The sequence below is a fragment of the Acetonema longum DSM 6540 genome, from assembly GCF_000219125.1.
Lineage (GTDB): Bacteria > Bacillota > Negativicutes > Sporomusales > Acetonemataceae > Acetonema > Acetonema longum.
Genome location: NZ_AFGF01000042.1, coordinates 1 through 17,922, shown reverse-complemented (window position 1 = coordinate 17,922; position 17,922 = coordinate 1). Strand labels below are relative to the sequence as shown.

The following is a 17,922-nucleotide window of genomic DNA, read 5'->3' as shown; positions in this document are numbered from 1 at the left end:
AAGATTGTTTCTCCATTTGGGCGAACAAGCTGCCCCCTATCAGTCTATATGAGGTTGCGCGTGTTGCAAGAGAACTGCAGTGCATGCCGTAAAGTGGTTTCTGCGGGAGTACATATCAGCACAGATACGGCAATGTCCTTTTAACATCTATAAACAGTGGAACTCCTGTCAAATCTTGTATGGATTTGGCAGGAGTTTTGTATTTTCAGCCGGAAATATAAAGTCAGTGATGCCGTCTATGGGACATGTAAATATATCAAAAAGGTAGTGAATGGTTTGCAGTTCTAGGTTCTGCCATTGTTCATGCTTACGATTATGCCATATAACGTAACAGGGCAATGATTTTAATGGATTTCCTCGGCCGCTTTATTTCTGTATTCCTGCACCTCATCGGTTAATTGGTAATCATTTCTCTTCAGTACAGAAAGATATCCGTTCATCGCTTTTGAGAACCTGCCATGATTAACATCGAATGTACTTTCCACATAAGCCTTTTGGGCCTCCGGCGCGATTTTTTTCGTGTCATAGCTAAATAACGGCGTATTATTTGCGCCATATAGGGCAAATACCGCATAACGTTTTAGCAGCCGCCTCATATCTTCTGCTTTAGCTGAATGGCTGTAGCGTCTGATAAACTCTTCCTGCGTCAGCGCCCGGCTGAGTATTTCATTCCAGCCTATCATGAGGGCGGCATCCTTGATCGGAGTTTTATCGGATTCAACGGTCATGATATCAATAAATGCAGCAATATCCGGTGTTGCGGCATTACGGTACTTTTTATAGACAGAATAATCGATGACCGGAAAGTACATGCCTTCGGCTGTTTCTACTTTAAAGCCGCTATTTTGGGTCTCTAACAATAAATCTTGTGTATCTTTATTGTCAATACTACTAATGGTTTGGCTTGTTAAACCATCCCAATAGCTTTTCGCCAATATTTTTTGGACTGTCTCGCTGTCACTAAACTTGTCTTGCAGTTCCGGCAGCCTTTCCTGCTGGAGTTTCTCAAGCTCAATAACCATAGTTGATACTGCGGATGGCGATACAGCAGCATTTTCATCAATATACTGAATGATCGCCGCGATATTGACGTCCTCTTTCTGCACCAGCGCAGCGAAGTCAGCCATAACCGCCTGCTCTTTAGCTGCCGCATCTTGAGCAGCTTGCTGCCGGGCAGATTCCTGTGACGGACGAACGCCTTTGTCTGCACAGCCGCTTACTGCCAAAAGTAATAGGATGGTCAGGCTGATGCCTGTTATTTTGCGGTTCATGATTGGATCTCCTCTTTTCATGGGTCTTTCGATCAGCATGGCGGTGCGGCATCTCCAAGCGGAGATTTCCGGCAATTCACCGTCCCAAGCTTTTTCAGCCGCTTTGTAACATCATTTGTCCCGGATCAGACGAGCTACTGCTTCGTAAGAAAGACGCCAGGACGGCCGGGACAATACACCGCCCGCCGAATCGTCCATTTTTGCCGGGAATCCTTCCAGCACAACCTGATCGGGAAACAGACTTCTTTGTTTGACCACACTGCCGGCCCGTACAACACAATTTCTTCCCACCCTGCTATGATCACAAACGATCGCCCCCGGTTCAACAACTGTTCCGCTGCCGATATGGCAGCCATGAATCATGCAGCCGGGACCAATAATGACGTCATCTTCAATATGCAGCTCGTTGTCCGGGAGCAGGTGCAGCACACTGTTTTCCAGGATTTGCACATTATTGCCGATGCGTACCGGCCCGTGCGAATCGCCGATGATTTTGACGCCCGCGCCAATGATGGTTTTCTCGCCGATCTCCACATCGCCGGTAATCTCCGCGGAGGGAAACAGGAGCGCATTGTCTTTCACTTTGGGAAACTTGTCTTTATACGCATGAAGCTGTGCCATTGTATCCCCTGCTTTCGGCCAATTCCATCATGATTGCCTGATACGGTGATAAAGTCAGGTCATTGTTGCGCATTCGCTGAATCATTGCTTTATCCGCTTTGGTAAGAGACCGGATAATCCGTCCCGGCCGGCCGACCGCCACACTGCAATCCGGCAGTTCCATTCCCGCGCTGACCAGGGTCCCTTCGCCAAGAATGCACATATCGCCGATAACAGCTCCCGGCATAATAATGCAGCCGTTGCCGATTTCGCACAGGTTGCCGACGGCTGCGCCGATAATCAGCGATCTGTGGCCGAATACGGTTTTCGATTGTATATGCGCGGGAAATTCAGCGTTTCCCAGCACAACGCTGTTTTCAAGCACATAGCTGTTGTTCTCCACGGTTATGGAATCAGCCCCGGAGCGAATCACCGTCCCCTGCGCAAAATAAGCACCTGAGCCCACGTTGATTCTCCCGATTAAACAGGCTGATTCCGCAAAAAAAGTTTTCTGCATCCGCTGTTCCCCTGCCTATTCCGATAGCTTATGCGATACACCTTGATCCGCCTTTTTACCACGTTGCAACCCCAGATATTTTTGTATTTTGTGTTATTATTCCCCGCAGATAAAATAAAACCTCCTGCTGTGCCGTCGGTCTTAACACTTCCCGTCTTGCAAGTCTGTTCCGGCGCAGCGATCAAAGATCCCTGATAGTCTGACAATAGTATGGGTCATAGAAGTGTGATGAAAGCAATTGTAACATGGAGGAGTGTTGAACAATATGCAGACGTTTAAAGATTTGCACAGAAAGATTGCGGAGGCCACTGCCGGCGGCGAACCTGTCAAGAGCCTGTTTGATGATTTCGATAAAAGTGAGTTGAATTGCCTTTTTAATCCGGAAATTCATCCTGTGTTCTGGAGCCTTGAAGCCTGTCTGGTCAAGGCGGCTGAAGCAGGCAAGAAAATCTCCAGAGACGTGCAGTCCTGCATGGAATCGCTGCACGGCAAAAAGAAGCTGGCTTACGCCCTGATCGCTCCCGCCTTTATTGGCCAGTTCAGCGAAGAGGTCACGCCGGGCATGCTGCGCAATGTATTCAAGCAAATGGGCTTTGACGGCATGGTCGAGGTTGCCGTTTTTGCCGACATCCTGACCCTGAAAGAGGCACTGGAGTTTGATAAAAATATCAACACGGAACGCGACTATCAGTTGACAAGCTGCTGCTGCCCGATGTGGATTGCCATGATCCGCAAAATATACAGTGATTTAATGCCTCATGTGCCTGCAACGGTGTCACCGATGATTGCAGCCGGCCGTACGGTGAAAATTCTCCAGCCCGGTGCGGTAACCGTCTTTGTCGGGCCTTGCGTAGCCAAGAAAGCAGAGGCGAAGGAGCCCGATCTGCAGGGGGCCATCGACCATGTGCTGACCTTTCAGGAAACCAAAGAATTGTTTGACCTCCTGAATGTCGACCTAACTCTGTTTGCCGCCAACGAAAAAGAAAATTCCTCCCGGGCCGGACGGATATACGCCCGTGTGGGAGGCGTCAGCGAGGCTGTGAAGAATACGGTTGAACGGCTTAATCCGAACCGGAGAATCGCCATTAAAACGCGGCAGGCCGATGGAGTCGTGAATTGCAAAGCCATGATCAATGAATTAATGTCCGGCCAGGTAAACGCCAACTTCTTCGAGGGCATGGGCTGCATCGGCGGCTGCGTCGGCGGACCAAAATCAATTATCGATAAGGAGGCGGCCCGGGAGCAGGTCAACGCTTATGGCGAAAAGGCTCTTTACCCCACGCCGATTGACAATCCCTATGTGATTGAGCTGTTGCACCGGCTGGGCTTTGATACGACGGAAAGCCTGATTGAGGATAATCAGTTCTTTACCCGCAAATTCTAACCAGTGGAGGCCGAATCTTTTCGTTTTGGCGAATGCCGGTTGTTATGATCAATGATATTTTACTGGAAGGGTACGATTCGGCAGAGACCGTCAGTCAGGTGATTGATCCGATGCTGGTTGTTTCATAAAGCAGCGAATCTCTCTACTGAGTAGGAAGGAAGGTGCACCTGGGTGTTATTCTACATCGTCGACGCGTTTGCCGATAAACCTTTCGGAGGAAACGCGGCCGGGGTGGTCATTCTCGGTCCGTGTGACGAGTTTCCGTCAGATGAAATAATGATTAACGTTGCGGCGGAGTTAAAATACTCAGAGACAGCATTCGTTAAACCAATTTCCGGCAGCCAATTCAAAATCCGGTATTTCATGCCTGCCGCGGAAGTGGATCTCTGCGGGCATGCAACCATCGGAGCATTTGGAGTGCTGATGGATTGCGGCTTGGTGAGAGATAATGCCGCATATTTATTGGATACCCGTTCCGGACAACGGGAAGTCAGTCTAAAAGACGGCCTGATCATAATGGATATGAGTTCACCCAAAGTAATGGCTGAGATTACAAGCCCGGCTAAATTGAAAGAATTGACCCGGGTCATGGGTATTTCCGCCGGGGACGTCGGTATGACCCCGCAGCTTATCTCCACCGGCTTGCCGGATATTATTCTCAATGTAAAGACCAAAGAAGCTTTGATGAAGATAAAACCGGACTTTCCGGCTTTGGCTAAGCTGTCGGAAGAATATCAAGCGGTTGGTGTGCATGCCTTTGCTTTAAATGCAAACCGTGGCACTGCGGTTGATCAGGCTATTGCCCATTGCCGGAATTTTGCCCCGCTGTATGCAATTGGCGAGGAGGCTGCCACCGGTACTTCCAATGGGGCGCTGACATTCTATCTGTATAAACACGGCTTTGTGCAGGAAGAAAAATGGAACCTATTCCTGCAGGGCGAGAGTATGAACCGGCCTTCCAGAATAATGAGCATTCTGCAAAGGGCGCCAGGGGATAATACAGATCAGGCCATCAGAATTAAAATTGGCGGGGACTATAAGATCTTAGTCAAGGGCGATCTCTACTTATGAGCAGGTTTTTAAAATAGTCAAAATTACTTGCAAATTGTATCAATACAATTTGCAATATTTTTTGCCGTTTATTTATTTCCATGCAATATTTTTGTATACTGTTATGTAGATTTTGCTGCAGATGGATGAAATGAGCGAGGAAGGAGGCACGGCTGCCTATGAATATGCCCCGGATAGCAGCGGTGCATGATCTGTCCTGTTTTGGCCGCTGCTCGCTGACTGTAATTATTCCCACCCTCTCCTGCATGGGCATCCAGGTGTGCCCATTGCCTACAGCAATCTTAAGTACCCACCTGGGCGGCTTTAAAAATGTGGCTTTTGCCGATTTGACCGATCACATGGGGGATTCTTTCCGGCACTGGAAGATGGAAAATATATCCTTTGATTGCATCTATAGCGGCTTTTTGGCTTCGGAGCGGCAAATCGACGTGGTGGCAGATTTTATTGATGTATTTTCCAAAAACCGGCCCATGGTTCTGGTGGATCCGGTGATGGGGGACAAAGGAAAGCTATATTCGGTGTATACTCCCCGGATGCAGGAGCATATGCGGAAGCTGATTCAAAAGGCCGATGTGATTACGCCTAACTATACCGAGGCTTGCTTTTTGCTGGAGAAACCCTATGAAGAAGATATTGCGGAACCGGCTGCGCTGCAGGATTGGCTGATTTCCCTAGCCGATCTGGGCCCTGACAAAATCGTCATGACCGGGATTCCCCAACAGGAAAAATTGCTGAATATGGGCTTTGAACGCAGCACCGGCCGTTTTTGGCAGGTGGCCAGCCCCCGCATTCCGGTAAGCTATCCGGGAACAGGCGATATTTTTGCCAGTGTGCTGGCAGGAGCACTGCTGCAGCAATCCAGTCTGTCGGATGCTATACAGAAAGCGGCCGGTTTTGTCGAGCAGGCCATCAGAATCACCTTTGCCGCCGGCGCACCGGTGCGGGAAGGCGTACTGCTGGAAAGGGCTCTGGCCTGGTTGTATCAAGATTCCCAGAACAGTGATCAATGAGGAGTTGCAGAGAAATGAGTGAAAAACGGTTATTTACGGTGAAGGATGTTGTCTATATTGGAGTCTTTGCCGCCCTATGCGCCATGGCTACTACTATCAAGATCCCCTTCGGGGTAGGGGCGATGGTTCACCTTGGCACCGGAGCGATGTTAACGGTAGCCTTGCTCTTTGGCGGGGTATACGCCGGGCTTTCAGGGGCGATTGGTTCCGCCCTGTTTGATTTGCTGCTGGGATTTTCGCCTTATACCCTTTGGTCCTTTATCATCAAGGGAGGCGCCGGCTTTATTGCCGGAACCGTTGCCCATGGCATTTGGCCGTCTAAGGCGGCGGGGCCCAAGCCATTCGGCAAATGGCTTGGGCGGGCTGCTCTTGGCTGCTTCCTGGCTGCCGCCTGGACGCTGGGCGGCTATATCCTTGCCTGGTGGCAGGTAACCGGAAGTTTGACGGTGGCTCTGGGCAATATACCCGGTTCGCTGATGACTTCAGGTGCAGGCATTGTTATTGCTCTGCTGCTGGCGCCCAGACTGCGTAAGATTGTGCAAAAATAGATCTTTATTTTCGGCAGTGTAAAAAGACAGGATGCCCTATTCCAAGCAAACTAGCTTTCTTGGAATAGGGCATCCTGTCTTTTTCTACTTTTTGCACTTCCACGGCATATACTCATAGTAGGGGCTGCATCTGCAGCCTTGCTGAGAAATAAATAGAGGTGAGGACAGTGCGGGAAGAAGCTGCAAAGGTCTTGGTCGCGGTCTATGTGGAGCTTAATAGTGTGGCGCCGCAGCCGGGGCAGATTTCCCCGGCGTCGCTGCAGATGGAGGAAGAGAGTTTCCAGCGGGCAATCAATATCTTGTATACAGAAGGATTAATCAGCGGCGCCAGTATAAAAATCGGCGATGATGAGGCTAACCCAACTCAGGTATCCATTGATGATGTATTAATCACCAGAGCGGGCGTTAGTTTCATGGAATCCTATACCGGCATCAGCCATCAGTTGCCGAAACTGGATAAGCTGCAAAAACTGCGGCAAAAGGCTCTCGACCTGGGCTGGGCAGAAATCGTGGGACTGATCAACAAGACCATTGCCGATTATGGCAACATTGCCGTGGTTTAATGCTTTTCGAGAAGTGCCTCATACACTAGAGACATGATACTGCCATATTTGCCGGTTTCAAAGTTGGAGGTGGTAAACTGATGGTGGTTTTTGGAATCCACCGGGGCATGAACTTTATTGGTCAGCAAAATGATCGCCAGGTCATATTCCGGGTCAATGCAGGTTACGGTGCCGGTCCAGCCGCTGTGTCCCACGGCCCGGCCGCTGGCATAAGGACCGAATTCCCAGATATTGTTTTTATCCCAGCCCAGGCCATAATGGCTGTCTGAATCACTGGTGCGGGTGAACTGTTCCAGGGTCAGGGGATCGCACAGGCGATAATTGCCGTAGCCGCCGCCGTTTAAGATGACCTGGGACAGCACCGCCAAATCAAGGGTGCGGGAAAAGAGCCCCGCATGTCCGGAGACACCGCCTAAGGAGTAGAAGGCCTTTTCATCATGGACTTCCCCCAGCAGGGTATGAGTCCGGATGCCGGGGAACCGGACGTGAAAGTCCCTGGTATTGCCGTTGCGTTCAGTGGCGGCGAACTGATCCGGAGTAAATCCTTTCGCCAGAGGGTTAAACAGAGTGCTTTTGAGCCCCAGGGGAAGGTAGATTTCATTTTCCACATAGGCGTCCAGACGCTGGCCGGTCACGGTTTCAATCAGAAAACCCAGTAAAATATAGTCGGTATCACTGTATATGGTTTTGGTTCCGGGTTTATACTCCAGGGGAATTTTATGCAAGAGCCTTTGGGTGGTCTGGCGGTCGAGGGAATAAAGGCCTTTGCCGGCTGTCTTTTTCGGATCAAAAAAGCGCACTTCCGGCGCATAACCCGCCGAATGGGTCAGTACCTGGCGAATGGTGATCCGTTCCCGTCCGCCGCCTCGAAAGCCGCGCAGATACTTGGACAGAGGGTCATCGAGGGCGATTCTTTTCTCGCTGACTAATTTTTGCATGGCCAAATTGACGGCAAAGGCTTTGGTGTTAGAGGCCAGATCGAACAGGGTGTCCGGGGTCATGGCCGCCGGGGGAACAAGGGTCTGGGAGCCGTTATACTTTTGCCGGTGGCCGTAGGCAGTATGCTTGACAATTTTGCCGTGGCGGACAATAGTCAGGACAGCGCCCGGGAAGCCCTGCCGAACCTCCTGGTTGATCAGATCGTCTATTTTGGCCAGTTTTTCGGGGGAAAATCCCACTTCTGCCGGCTGACCGTAAGTCAGGGTAGGATAAGGGATTTTGATTCCCAGCCGGCTGCCTTGCGGCATAATATTCACTACCTTTAACGTGTTGATACCATTGACGGTATAGCGGCTGATATCAATCTCGGCCCGTCCCGCAGACTGCCGCAAAGCCGGGCTGATATCCACGGTCCGGCCGTTAACCGAGAGTATGGCGCCGGTTGCGCCTTGGTTTTCAATGGCAAGGGACCCCTGTCCCTGATAGGCCCGGAAGGTTAAACGGCCCCGGGCATGGATGCGGCTGGTCGGATCGGCTTCAGGGAAAGTGACTTGCGCCTGCCATCCCTGGTGAGGCGGCGGAGATGGCGGCAGCTGCAGGCTGGCCGACCCAACCGGATATAAGGAAAAAAACAGGAACCATAGAGTCAGGGATATAGAGCAAAAACAGGCTTTGCGCGGTGTATGTAAGAGCATGGTATCCCTCCTTAAGGCACCAACTGTGGTATTTTTAGAAAGTATAACTATAGTGTAACAATCTCAGTCCTCCTTCACAACTGGCATTTTGTCTCATTTCAGCTGCGGAAAATACCAGGATGTCGTAAAAAAATAGAGAGATACTATTGTAAGCAGGATGATGTTGTAGTATTATAAAATACAAGAATACACGAATACGGAAATGCAAAAACAAAATATGTATTATCGGCGAAGAAGCCTGCGTGCCTGCGATCTTACAGGCAGTAGGCTTTTTGTGTTTTAGGCAACTGAATGATAAGGAAGGAGGAAAAGAGTATGACGTTACTGGAAAACATGGAGTTTGCCGATCTGGGGATGTCATATCATCTGGAATTTTCACCGGACTATGCGGTGGGGTAACATCAATACCAACGATAAGCCGCATCTTTTTAGCGAAGATGCGGCTTATCACTGCCAAAGGCCTTTTCCACCGGTCTCTTAGAGCCTGTCAACAAGGGACTGAATCAGCGGATAGCGATATAATTCGCCGTTTAAAGCATTATAGGCGGCAAACAGCGAAGTAACAACCAGGGCAATGCCGGCCAGGACCAGGATCGGGACCAACAGGAGACCGACCAGCAGCATGGATAAAAGCCCCACTGCCAGGCTTGCGATCAATAAGACGCCTTGGACAACCAGCGCCTGCTTGGCATGATGATAGATAAAAGGATCTTCTCTTTTCCAGATCAGGATGGCTAAAGGAGCAATGACAAAGCCCAGGCCGCCGAAGAAATACGCCAGATGAGCCACAATGGCCAGTAGCTTCTGTTCTGTAGTCACAAATGGCAAACTAAACACCTCCCTGCTGTATTGTATGACATAAGATATCGAGAGGAACAAGAAAAGCTGTCCAATTTACATAAAAAGTTTATCGTTATTCTCTTCTTAAATATATAATTTATTTTATTCAGCGGCGCAGTAAAAAATCCTCTGCAGCTTCAGGCCGGGAATTTTGTTCCAGGAAGCAGATCCTGCCATGGCAGGCAGGAGATTCACTGTGGGCAGAGAATAATTTAGAATAAACAGGAAACCATAAAGCTGACCGGCGAGCAGCCGGCTTTTTTATAATAAAAGTACGGTGGATGGGAAAGGTGCCTTACATGATGAAAGTAGCAGCAGTCAAAGCCGATTCCTCCGAGGAGAAGTCAGACCTTTATATTCGGAGGTGCAATTTTTGGAATTAATCCTTATGCGGCACGGTAAGGCCGAGTCTCCATCCTCACGGATCAGCGAAAGCCAGCGGGAATTAACCCCGACCGGACGCAGGCGGGTGCAGGAAGCTGCTATCGGTTTGGCTCGCAGCCGGCTGATTGATTTGCATAATGTCACGATTTGGTCCAGTCCCTTGCCCCGTGCCCTTCAGACAGCTCAGATCCTAGCCGAAGCTTGGGGGGGACTGGCTGTGGCCGAATACGAAGCAGTAGCGCGGGGAGATCTGGAAACCTTGTCGGCCGGCTGGACGGTCCTTTCACCGGGATACAGTCTGGTGATCGTCGGCCATGAGCCTTACTTAAGCTCCTGGGCCGAACGAATCGCCGGCGTCTATCTGCCCTTTAAACGGGCCAGTGCCGCCGGCTTCAGCATTAGGGAAGTTCAATCCGGTAAAGGGAAATTGCGATGGTATATTACGGGCAAGACCCTGGCTCATATAGCGGCGGTTGATTTGACGCAGACAGGCATGCAGACTTGAGAGGAGGTGGGAATATGTCGGTACTTTTGGAGACAGAATTAAAATTGAGAGTCATAGGCAGCGGTGATTGGGAGAAGCTGGTCCGGTCAGAGCGGTTACAAGGATTGGACCGGGCCGGCGACTGGCAGGAAGACTTGCTGGAGGCCCGGTATTTTGACACTGCCGATTATCGGCTGCGCAAGGCCGGTCTGGCCTACCGGGTACGCCGGGAACAGGGGCAATGGATGGCCACCGTCAAACTGAACGGAAGTTCCACCGGCGGGTTGCACCAACGGCAGGAGCACAACATGGCTGCCGCCAATGAAACACCGGATTTGTCGGTGTTTACCGGTCTGGAGATTGGTGAACTGCTCCGAAAGTCTGTTGGGGAGGAGTCACTGATACCGGTATTTACTACTCGCTTTTGCCGGCGCACCCTCTTGGTCAACTGGCAGGATTCCCAGGTTGAAATCGCCCTGGATCAAGGGCAGATTTTAGCCGGGGCTGACAGTGAGCCGATTTTGGAAATCGAATTGGAACTGAAGCAGGGGGCGACCGCGGCGGTGCTTTCTCTGGGGGCGGAATTGGCAGAAATCCTGCCGCTGACGGTAGAGCCCAAAAGCAAATATTACCGGGGTTTATTGCTGGCCGGCCTGATAGAAGAAGAGCCGGTGCCGGATGCCCTCTGCCTGTTATCTGGCGCCGAGCCAGCCGGGCAGGCCCTGGAACAGCTTTTATCAGCGGCTGTCAGCAATGTATTTGGCAGCCAGCAGGCATTTTTGGACAACCAGCAGCAGCCTAAAGCTCTGCGGCAGCTTCGGATTAAGCTGCGCCGCCTGCGGGCGTTACTGTCCTTTGCCAGTCCTTTCCTAGCGGCGGAAGAAACTGCGGTCTCGAAACAGGAACTGAGGTCCTGGGGGCGTTCTTTGGGCAGTTTGCGGGATTTGGATGTTTTGGCCGGACACTGGCATAAGATTCTAACCAGCCCTTTTGCGGTCAGGGATGGCAAATCCCGGTTAGAGGAGCAGCTGGCGGCGCTTAGGCTGCAGCAGGAAGAAACGGTTGGCGCCTGCCTGACAGCAGGAAAACTGACAGCTGTATTGCTGAGGCTTTGGGGCTGGATTGCCAATCATCCCTGGCAGGTTGGGGCGGCCAGGTCCATTGAATCTTACGCCGGGTATCGCCTGGAGAAATGGCTGGAAGATCTGCTGGAAACAGGCAAGGCTCTGGATTGGAATGATCGGCGGGAGAGTCATCAGTTCCGCATCCGGATGAAAAAAATCCGTTATGTGCTGGAAAGCCTGTCTTTTATGGATTCAGGCCGGACCAGCCGGCTCGTCCGCCGCTTCAAAGCCTTTCAGGATTGTCTGGGGATATTGATGGATTATGAGGCATGCAGCCAGCAACTGCATCTTATCCTGAAACCGGCCTCCGCCAAAGCTGTATACCGGGATGTGGGGCTGTTGAACGGCTGGCTGGCCCGGGATGCGACGGCGGCGCAAACGGCGATTCCCGCTCTCTGGCGAAAAGCTGGCCGTTCGGCCCGACGCTGGCGGAAAGATTAAAAGATGGGAGAGGAGGCCAATGCGCTGCTCCTATCTGAAGAAAAACGATAGATTTTGCAGGGATCCGGAATCGGAAGGAAAGCATGAAAAAAAATGGCCGATGATGCTTTCGTTCTGGAGACAGGCCGAATTGTCTTGTCCTGCCGGGGCAGTGATTTGGTGGAGAATCCGATGGTGAGACAGGCTTATTTGGGGATTAAGCAGTGAGTTTTCCGGCAAGGATACCTTCATTTTTTATGAAACAGGCGTTCCATCGTTTCCGATGCAACGCCTGTTTGGGGATATGGAAGATATCTGGTTCTGGCAGTACGATGTTAAGAAGGATTACGCAGCAAGCAAGACTACAGCGTGGTGTCATTCGCCTCGGCGCTGTAGAGGCCTGCTTCTGGGGCGAACAGCAGGGAGGGGCTGACGGCTTGATTGCCAATGCGCATTTCATAATGCAGGTGAGGACCGGTGGAATAGCCCGTGCTGCCAACGGTCCCGATTTGTGTTCCTTGCTGTACTATCTGGTCCACTGACACAGTAATGCTGTTCATATGATAATAGATGCTTTTGAGCCCGCCGCCATGTTCAATGACCACTGTATAGCCGGTAAGCAACAGCCGCTGGGCAAAGACCACGCGGCCGGCGTTGGGGGCCAGCACCGGCGTTCCTGTATCTACGGCAAAATCCATGCCTCTGTGGGTCCGCTTGGAAGCAGGATCCCCGTTAGTGATGCGGATTTCTCCGAAATTGGTGCTGATCCGTCCCTTTACAGGATGGGTAAAAGTGCCGCTCCAGTAACGGGTCCTGTCAAACAGGTTATAGACGGGCAGAAATTTGGCATTAAATTCTTGGTAGGACGCATCGCTGGTCGCCTCGCGAATAGCCTGGCTTTTCGTATTAATGATCAGGTTCTGCCGGTCAAAATTAAAGGCGAGTACCGTGACTTCCGTAGCGAAGGCCGTTTTCCCTGCCTGAATGTGTACTGTGTACCGGCCCGGTTCCCGTGTATTGCTCACCGGGATGGCTGCGAACCATTCCTGGTCTCCGACAGGCACGAATACGGACATTCCCAGATCTGTCTTGGCCTCCGGCTGAATGCCTTTAGGTACATTCAGCAGCCGCAAAGACAGAATGTCCCCCTGCTGCAGTTCCAGCCTTCCTGTCACCAGCTTCAGAGGCCGGCGTTTCGCGCTTGCCACAGCGGCGAAGGACTGTGGCGTTTCGTTGCCAATTTGGTGCCATGAAATAGTGTCTGCTATGCTTAATCCACTGATTTCCAGCAGAGTTGCCAGGATGTATATGATTTTAGGGTATTTGCTCACAATCTTTCTCCCTTATGCTGTTTATAGAATTCTTTCAATGATTTTTTCGTGTCCTGATCCAGATCATGCCAACGCACACCCTGAATGGCTCCTTCCAGCGCCGACAGTCTCATGATGCAGGCGGAAGGGTCATGGGCCAGGATGCGCCGCCAGGCTTCGCGGCTGCCGGTTTTTTCAGCTGTTCAATGGTAGTAATACCGGCATCGGCAAGCTGGCCTTCCAGCTTGCCGGCGATGTTCGGCAGCTTAGATAGTTCACCCATTTCATTTCCTCCCTGGTCTTTCGTTTAGACAGTTACTTGAGTTGTGCATTAAAAGCAATTGACTCCGCCCAATCCGTTTCTTTAAATCCCACAAGCACGAATGCCTCGGCGATCAACAGAGGGCGTTTCACCAGCATGCCATCCTTGGCAAGAAGCCTAAGCTGCTCTTCTGTGCTCATGGAGGGCAGTTCGTTCTTGAGATGCAGAGACTTATACACCAGTCCGCTGGTGTTGAAAAACTTGCCCAGAGGTAAGCCGCTCTTCGTGTGCCAGCCTTCTAATTCCTCATAGGTGGGATTTTCGGTTTTAATGTTGCGAACGCGATACTTCGCGCCGCGGGCATCGAGCCAGGCCTGTGCTCTTTGGCAGGTGGTACACTTGGGATAGCAGATGAAGGTCAGCAAATAAAACACCTCGTTTTTCTAGGTATCTTTGGCCAGATCGGCATGTTCGGCGGTTGTCCGGTCCGGGCGGCAACGGCGGACAGGCTGCTGTCCATTTTAGCACTTGTTATAACTGAATTTCCCCATATTTTTAAAATAACCTCCCTATTTTACAAAACCGTCGCCAGTAAGCTACAATAGAAAAATAGCATAAAGAGCACAGCAAGACCGTGCAACCAAAAAGGAGATGCGATTTGGACAGTGTGATTATCGCTGAACACCTGGTCAAACACTATGGCCCGGTGCAGGCGTTAAAGGATGTATCTTTCCGGGTACGGGCCGGGGAGTGCTTTGGCTTTCTTGGGCACAATGGGGCGGGAAAGTCTACTACCATGAGGATGATTTACGGGTTGTCGGAGGTGGAGGGCGGACGGCTGGAGGTGTTTGGCCGGGAGATCCGGTTGACGCCGCCCGGGGTGAAGGCCATACTGGGGGTAGTGCCTCAGGAGGACAGCCTTGATACGGATTTATCGGTACTGGAGAACCTGGAGGTCCACGGCATCCTGTTCGGCTCCAGCCGGTCCCAGGCCCGGCAGAGAGGGAAAGAACTGCTGACCTTCATGGGCATGGCTGAAAAGGAAAACAGCCCGGTGGAAAGCCTGTCCGGCGGGCTGAAACGGCGGCTGGTCATTGCCAGGGCCTTGCTGCACCGTCCCAGAATGGTCATTTTAGACGAGCCAACGACCGGCTTGGATCCGGAAGCCAGACGCATGGTCTGGCAAAAACTGCGGGAATTGAAGGCCCAAGGGGTTACCCTCTTGCTGACCACTCATTACATGGAGGAAGCCGAACAGCTCTGCGACCGGCTGGTAATTATGCACCGGGGAGAAATCTTGGCGGCAGGGACGTCGGCAGAACTTATTGCTTCCTATGTGCTGCCGGAGGTCATCGAAGTCAGAGCGCCGCTGGCTTCCATACCGCCGGGTCTGGCCGACCGGCTCTCGGCGGCGGGGGCGGTCTCCCTTACCGTTGGCGAGGGGCTGCTGATCTATGCCCATGACGCCAAAAAGTTATATGACCACTTCCATGACTGGGGTCTGCCCCAGCATGTCTGCTATCTGCGGCCGGCGAGCCTGGAAGATGTGTTTCTCAAACTCACCGGTCAGGGGGGAGAATCATGATTGCCGCTATTCGCGTGCTGCGCCGCCATATGATCGTCTTTCAGCGGACCATGGCCGCCAATGCCATGTATAACTGCATTGAGCCCCTGCTGTACCTCTCGGCTATGGGCTTTGGCATCGGGGCCTATATTTCGGAGTTGGACGGCATCAGTTACATGCAGTTTATTGCTACCGGAATGATTGCCTCTTCGGCGATGTTTGCCGCCAGTTTTGAATGCACCTACGGCAGTTTTACCCGCATGCACTTCCAGAAAGCCTTCCACGCCATGTTAGCGGCGCCGGTAACGGTGTGGGACATCGCTCTGGGGGAAATACTGTATGGCGCGGTAAAAAGCGTTTTTTTCAGCAGTCTGATTCTATTATTGGTTACAGTTTTAGGGCAGGTCAGCTCCTGGTGGGCGCTGATCATTCCATTGTTTCTGGTCCTGCCCGGCATCGCTTTTGCTCTGGGGGCTCTGTGTTTTACCGGCTATATCACGAATATTGATTATATCAACTATTACATTACGCTGGGCGTGACGCCGCTTTATCTCTTTTCAGGCATCTTTTTCCCGGTGAATACTTTGCCCGGCTGGTTGCAGGCTGTCTCCGCCATCAATCCTCTCTATCATACGGTTGAGATCTGCCGGGCTTTAGCTCTGGGCAGGCTGGATGAGGCGCTCTGGCTCAGCCTGACAGTCCTTGCCGCCTATGTGGTGTTATTGACGCCGTTTGTGGTAAGACTATGGAAAAAGAAGCTCATCGTGTAGGGGCCGTTGAAAAAGGCCCCTGTTGCGAGGCGCGAGGCTACAGATGAGAGTGACAACAGAGTTCCAGCGGACAGGGAATTGGCTGCCTACAGGCGAATACAGATAAAAAACGTAAGCAGCAGTGTAGGACGGAGGAAATCATCGTGGGAGACGAGAAATCCGGTGACAAGGATAGTATCAGTGCTATTGACCGGGCCATTGACATTCTTTTTTTTCTGCAGCAGGAAGGCCGGGAGCAGGGTGTGACCCGGATTGCCTCCGGTTTAGGGATATACAAAAGCACAGTGCACCGGACTCTGGCGACTTTGGAAAAACGCGGCTTTGTCCAGCAGAACGCGGAGAATGGAAAGTATTGGCTGGGTATTAAGCTGTACTCTCTGGGGATGCTGATCGGCGAAAACCTGCCTCTGAAACAGATCGCCTTTCCTTTTGCCAAGGATCTGGCGGAAAAATACCGGGAAGTGGTACATATCGGCGTGCTGGATAAAACCGCTTCCCTATATCCCCAGCTGATTATTCTCGATAAGATCGAAAGCAAAGTAATGCTGAGCATGACCCCCCCGGCGGGTTCAGTGTCCCCCAGCCACTGCTCGGCAGTGGGCAAGGCTCTTCTGGCCTTTTGTCCGCCGGAATATCTGGCGCGGTTCGCGGGCGTCAGCCTGCCGGCTTATACCCCTAATACCATTACCGACTGGAGTGTTTTCCTGGAGGAGCTGGCCAGGATCAGGGAAAGGGGCTATTCTCTGGATGACGAAGAACTGGAACTGGGGCTGACTTGTATTGGCGGACCGATTTTCGCCCGGGACCGGGACGTGGTTGCCGCTCTGAGTTTGTCCGGCCCTACATCCCGTTTAAAGTCTGATCAATTCGAAAAAATCGTGGCGGATGTGCAAACAACAGCACAGCAGATTTCCCGGGCTTTACGATAATCTCCCTCCTTGGTAAAGGTATACAAAATTCTTAAATCGGACTGCCGCTTGACGGTGACAGTCCGATTTACTTTATAGATTGTCCTATGCTACAATTATTTTAGAACGATGTTCCGGTGAGTGGAACACAGGGGAGGACTTTATGCAAAAAAAGGTGCAGTCAGACGGGTTTATGGTCTTAGCCATCAATCCCGGCGCCACGTCTACCAAATTTGCGGTTTACCGGGGAGAAACGGTCCTTTTGAAACAGGCGATGGAGCATTCAGTCCAGGAATTAAAACCCTTTGCCCAGATCATTGATCAGCACCGCTACCGGCTGGCGCTGATCCTGCAGGCTCTTGACCAGGCCGGTATTGACCGCCGGCAGCTGTCCGCCGTGGTGGGGCGGGGTGGGCTCTTAAAGCCGCTGCTAGGCGGGACCTATCGGGTGAATGCCCAAATGGCGGCTGATATGCAACTTGCGGCTCTGGGGCAGCATGCTTCCAATCTGGGTGCGGTCATGGCGGATGACCTGGCGGCGGAGCTGGGGATTCCGGCCTTTATCGTAGATCCTGTGTCAGTGGATGAGTATGAGCCGGTAGCCCGGGTGTCAGGGCTGGCCGACTTGGAACGGGTCAGTTTGTCTCATGCCCTCAATATGAAGGCTGTAGCCCGGAAAGCGGCCAAGGACCATGGACGGCGCTACGATGAAGTCAATTTGATCGCGGCCCATCTGGGCAGCGGCGTATCGGTTTCGGTCCATCGCCGGGGGCGGATGGTTGATACCAGCAGTTCCCGGGATGAAGGCGCCTTTTCCCCTGACCGCTGCGGCAGCCTGTCCGGGTTTTCCCTGGTCGATCTTTGCTTTTCGGGGAAATACACCTATCAGGAAATGCGGCAGAAGATGATGGGCACCGGCGGTCTATTTTCTTACTTTGGCACCAGAGATGTGCGGGAAGTGGAGAAACTGGCTCAAAGCGGCAACCAGAAAGCCGCCCTTGTCCTTGAGGCCTTGCCCTACCAGGTGGCTAAGGACATAGGGGCTATGGCCGCGGTGTTGGCCGGACAGGTGGATTGGATCGTTTTGACCGGCGGCATGGCCTATTCTCACCGGATTATCGACGATGTGATCCGGCGGGTGGAGTTCATTGCCCCGGTGGTGGTTCTACCGGGAGAAGAGGAACTGGAGTCTTTGGCGTTTGGCGTTTTGAGGGTACTGCAGGGGGAGGAAGAAGCCCGCGAATATCTATAGGGGACC

Annotated in this window: 18 protein-coding genes and 1 pseudogene; 11 read left to right on the top strand and 8 right to left on the bottom strand. The window is 52.0% G+C overall.

The features are described from left to right. Positions 1-344: 344 nt before the first annotated feature. The 3 genes from ALO_RS05380 to ALO_RS22785 all read right to left on the bottom strand — a co-directional run bounded on the left by ALO_RS05380 (position 345) and on the right by ALO_RS22785 (position 2,388). A complete protein-coding gene (locus tag ALO_RS05380) occupies positions 345-1,271 on the bottom strand; it encodes a hypothetical protein (RefSeq protein ID WP_004093665.1) in 927 nt (308 codons plus the stop codon). Positions 1,272-1,382: 111 nt separating this feature from the next. After that, positions 1,383-1,892 (bottom strand): gamma carbonic anhydrase family protein, encoded by a 510-nt coding sequence (locus ALO_RS22790; RefSeq protein ID WP_004093664.1) that lies wholly within the window; start codon positions 1,890-1,892, stop codon positions 1,383-1,385. After that, the gene (locus tag ALO_RS22785; protein ID WP_004093663.1) at positions 1,870-2,388 is read right to left on the bottom strand and encodes an LbetaH domain-containing protein; all 519 of its coding nucleotides are present in this window, start codon (positions 2,386-2,388) and stop codon (positions 1,870-1,872) included. Before ALO_RS22785 ends, ALO_RS22790 begins: the two co-directional genes overlap by 23 nt. 265 nt (positions 2,389-2,653) lie before the next feature. On the opposite strand from ALO_RS22785, the gene ALO_RS05365 reads away from it, so the two are divergent. From ALO_RS05365 to ALO_RS05345, 5 genes are all read left to right on the top strand, one after another. After that, positions 2,654-3,772, top strand: a complete 1,119-nt coding sequence (locus ALO_RS05365) for a [Fe-Fe] hydrogenase large subunit C-terminal domain-containing protein (protein ID WP_004093662.1) — start codon at positions 2,654-2,656, stop codon at positions 3,770-3,772. A gap of 171 nt (positions 3,773-3,943) precedes the next feature. Then, on the top strand, positions 3,944-4,843 hold the full coding sequence (locus ALO_RS05360; RefSeq protein WP_004093661.1) for a PhzF family phenazine biosynthesis protein: 900 nt from the start codon (positions 3,944-3,946) through the stop codon (positions 4,841-4,843). A 158-nt stretch (positions 4,844-5,001) separates the two neighbouring features. Further along, positions 5,002-5,853 (top strand): pyridoxamine kinase, encoded by an 852-nt coding sequence (locus ALO_RS05355; RefSeq protein WP_004093660.1) that lies wholly within the window; start codon positions 5,002-5,004, stop codon positions 5,851-5,853. Positions 5,854-5,867: 14 nt separating this feature from the next. After that, a complete protein-coding gene (locus tag ALO_RS05350; RefSeq protein WP_004093658.1) occupies positions 5,868-6,401 on the top strand; it encodes an ECF transporter S component in 534 nt (177 codons plus the stop codon). 167 nt (positions 6,402-6,568) lie between these two features. Continuing rightward, on the top strand, positions 6,569-6,964 hold the full coding sequence (locus ALO_RS05345; protein WP_004093656.1) for a YjcQ family protein: 396 nt from the start codon (positions 6,569-6,571) through the stop codon (positions 6,962-6,964). Here ALO_RS05345 and pbp4b read toward each other — a convergent pair. Beyond that, the gene (gene pbp4b / locus ALO_RS05340) at positions 6,961-8,598 is read right to left on the bottom strand and encodes a penicillin binding protein PBP4B (RefSeq protein WP_004093654.1); all 1,638 of its coding nucleotides are present in this window, start codon (positions 8,596-8,598) and stop codon (positions 6,961-6,963) included. The two genes, ALO_RS05345 and pbp4b, sit on opposite strands and share 4 nt — an antisense overlap. Positions 8,599-9,075: 477 nt before the next feature. Next, positions 9,076-9,417 carry a DUF4870 domain-containing protein gene (locus tag ALO_RS05335; protein WP_238528214.1) on the bottom strand — a complete coding sequence of 114 codons (342 nt, stop codon included), beginning with the start codon at positions 9,415-9,417 and terminating at the stop codon, positions 9,076-9,078. Positions 9,418-9,811: 394 nt separating this feature from the next. Between ALO_RS05335 and ALO_RS05330 the strand changes: the two genes are divergently transcribed. Both ALO_RS05330 and ALO_RS05325 read left to right on the top strand, forming a co-directional pair. Then, positions 9,812-10,327: a SixA phosphatase family protein gene (locus ALO_RS05330; protein ID WP_004093650.1), complete on the top strand. Its 516-nt coding sequence runs from the start codon at positions 9,812-9,814 to the stop codon at positions 10,325-10,327. A gap of 14 nt (positions 10,328-10,341) precedes the next feature. Further along, positions 10,342-11,871, top strand: coding sequence for a CYTH and CHAD domain-containing protein (locus ALO_RS05325; protein ID WP_004093648.1), 1,530 nt, complete (start codon positions 10,342-10,344; stop codon positions 11,869-11,871). Positions 11,872-12,212: 341 nt separating this feature from the next. On the opposite strand, the gene ALO_RS20730 is transcribed toward ALO_RS05325, so the two are convergent. The 3 genes and pseudogenes from ALO_RS20730 to ALO_RS05310 form a co-directional block, all read right to left on the bottom strand. Continuing rightward, a complete protein-coding gene (locus ALO_RS20730; protein ID WP_004093645.1) occupies positions 12,213-13,181 on the bottom strand; it encodes a M23 family metallopeptidase in 969 nt (322 codons plus the stop codon). Further along, positions 13,178-13,443 (bottom strand): annotated as a pseudogene (locus ALO_RS05315) (TfoX/Sxy family protein). Before ALO_RS05315 ends, ALO_RS20730 begins: the two are co-directional and overlap by 4 nt. A 32-nt stretch (positions 13,444-13,475) precedes the next feature. Continuing rightward, positions 13,476-13,844, bottom strand: coding sequence for an arsenate reductase family protein (locus ALO_RS05310; protein WP_040292800.1), 369 nt, complete (start codon positions 13,842-13,844; stop codon positions 13,476-13,478). Positions 13,845-14,089: 245 nt separating this feature from the next. Here ALO_RS05310 and ALO_RS05305 point away from each other — a divergent pair, with 245 nt between their 5' ends. From ALO_RS05305 to buk, 4 genes are all read left to right on the top strand, one after another. Further along, positions 14,090-15,007, top strand: a complete 918-nt coding sequence (locus tag ALO_RS05305) for an ABC transporter ATP-binding protein (RefSeq protein WP_238528213.1) — start codon at positions 14,090-14,092, stop codon at positions 15,005-15,007. Beyond that, on the top strand, positions 15,004-15,756 hold the full coding sequence (locus tag ALO_RS05300) for an ABC transporter permease (RefSeq protein ID WP_004093637.1): 753 nt from the start codon (positions 15,004-15,006) through the stop codon (positions 15,754-15,756). Before ALO_RS05305 ends, ALO_RS05300 begins: the two co-directional genes overlap by 4 nt. A gap of 143 nt (positions 15,757-15,899) precedes the next feature. Next, positions 15,900-16,685: an IclR family transcriptional regulator gene (locus ALO_RS05295; protein WP_004093635.1), complete on the top strand. Its 786-nt coding sequence runs from the start codon at positions 15,900-15,902 to the stop codon at positions 16,683-16,685. A 142-nt stretch (positions 16,686-16,827) separates the two neighbouring features. Further along, complete coding sequence (gene buk, locus ALO_RS05290; protein ID WP_004093634.1) at positions 16,828-17,916, top strand: butyrate kinase; 1,089 nt, start codon at positions 16,828-16,830, stop codon at positions 17,914-17,916. The last annotated feature ends 6 nt before the right edge of the window (positions 17,917-17,922 follow it).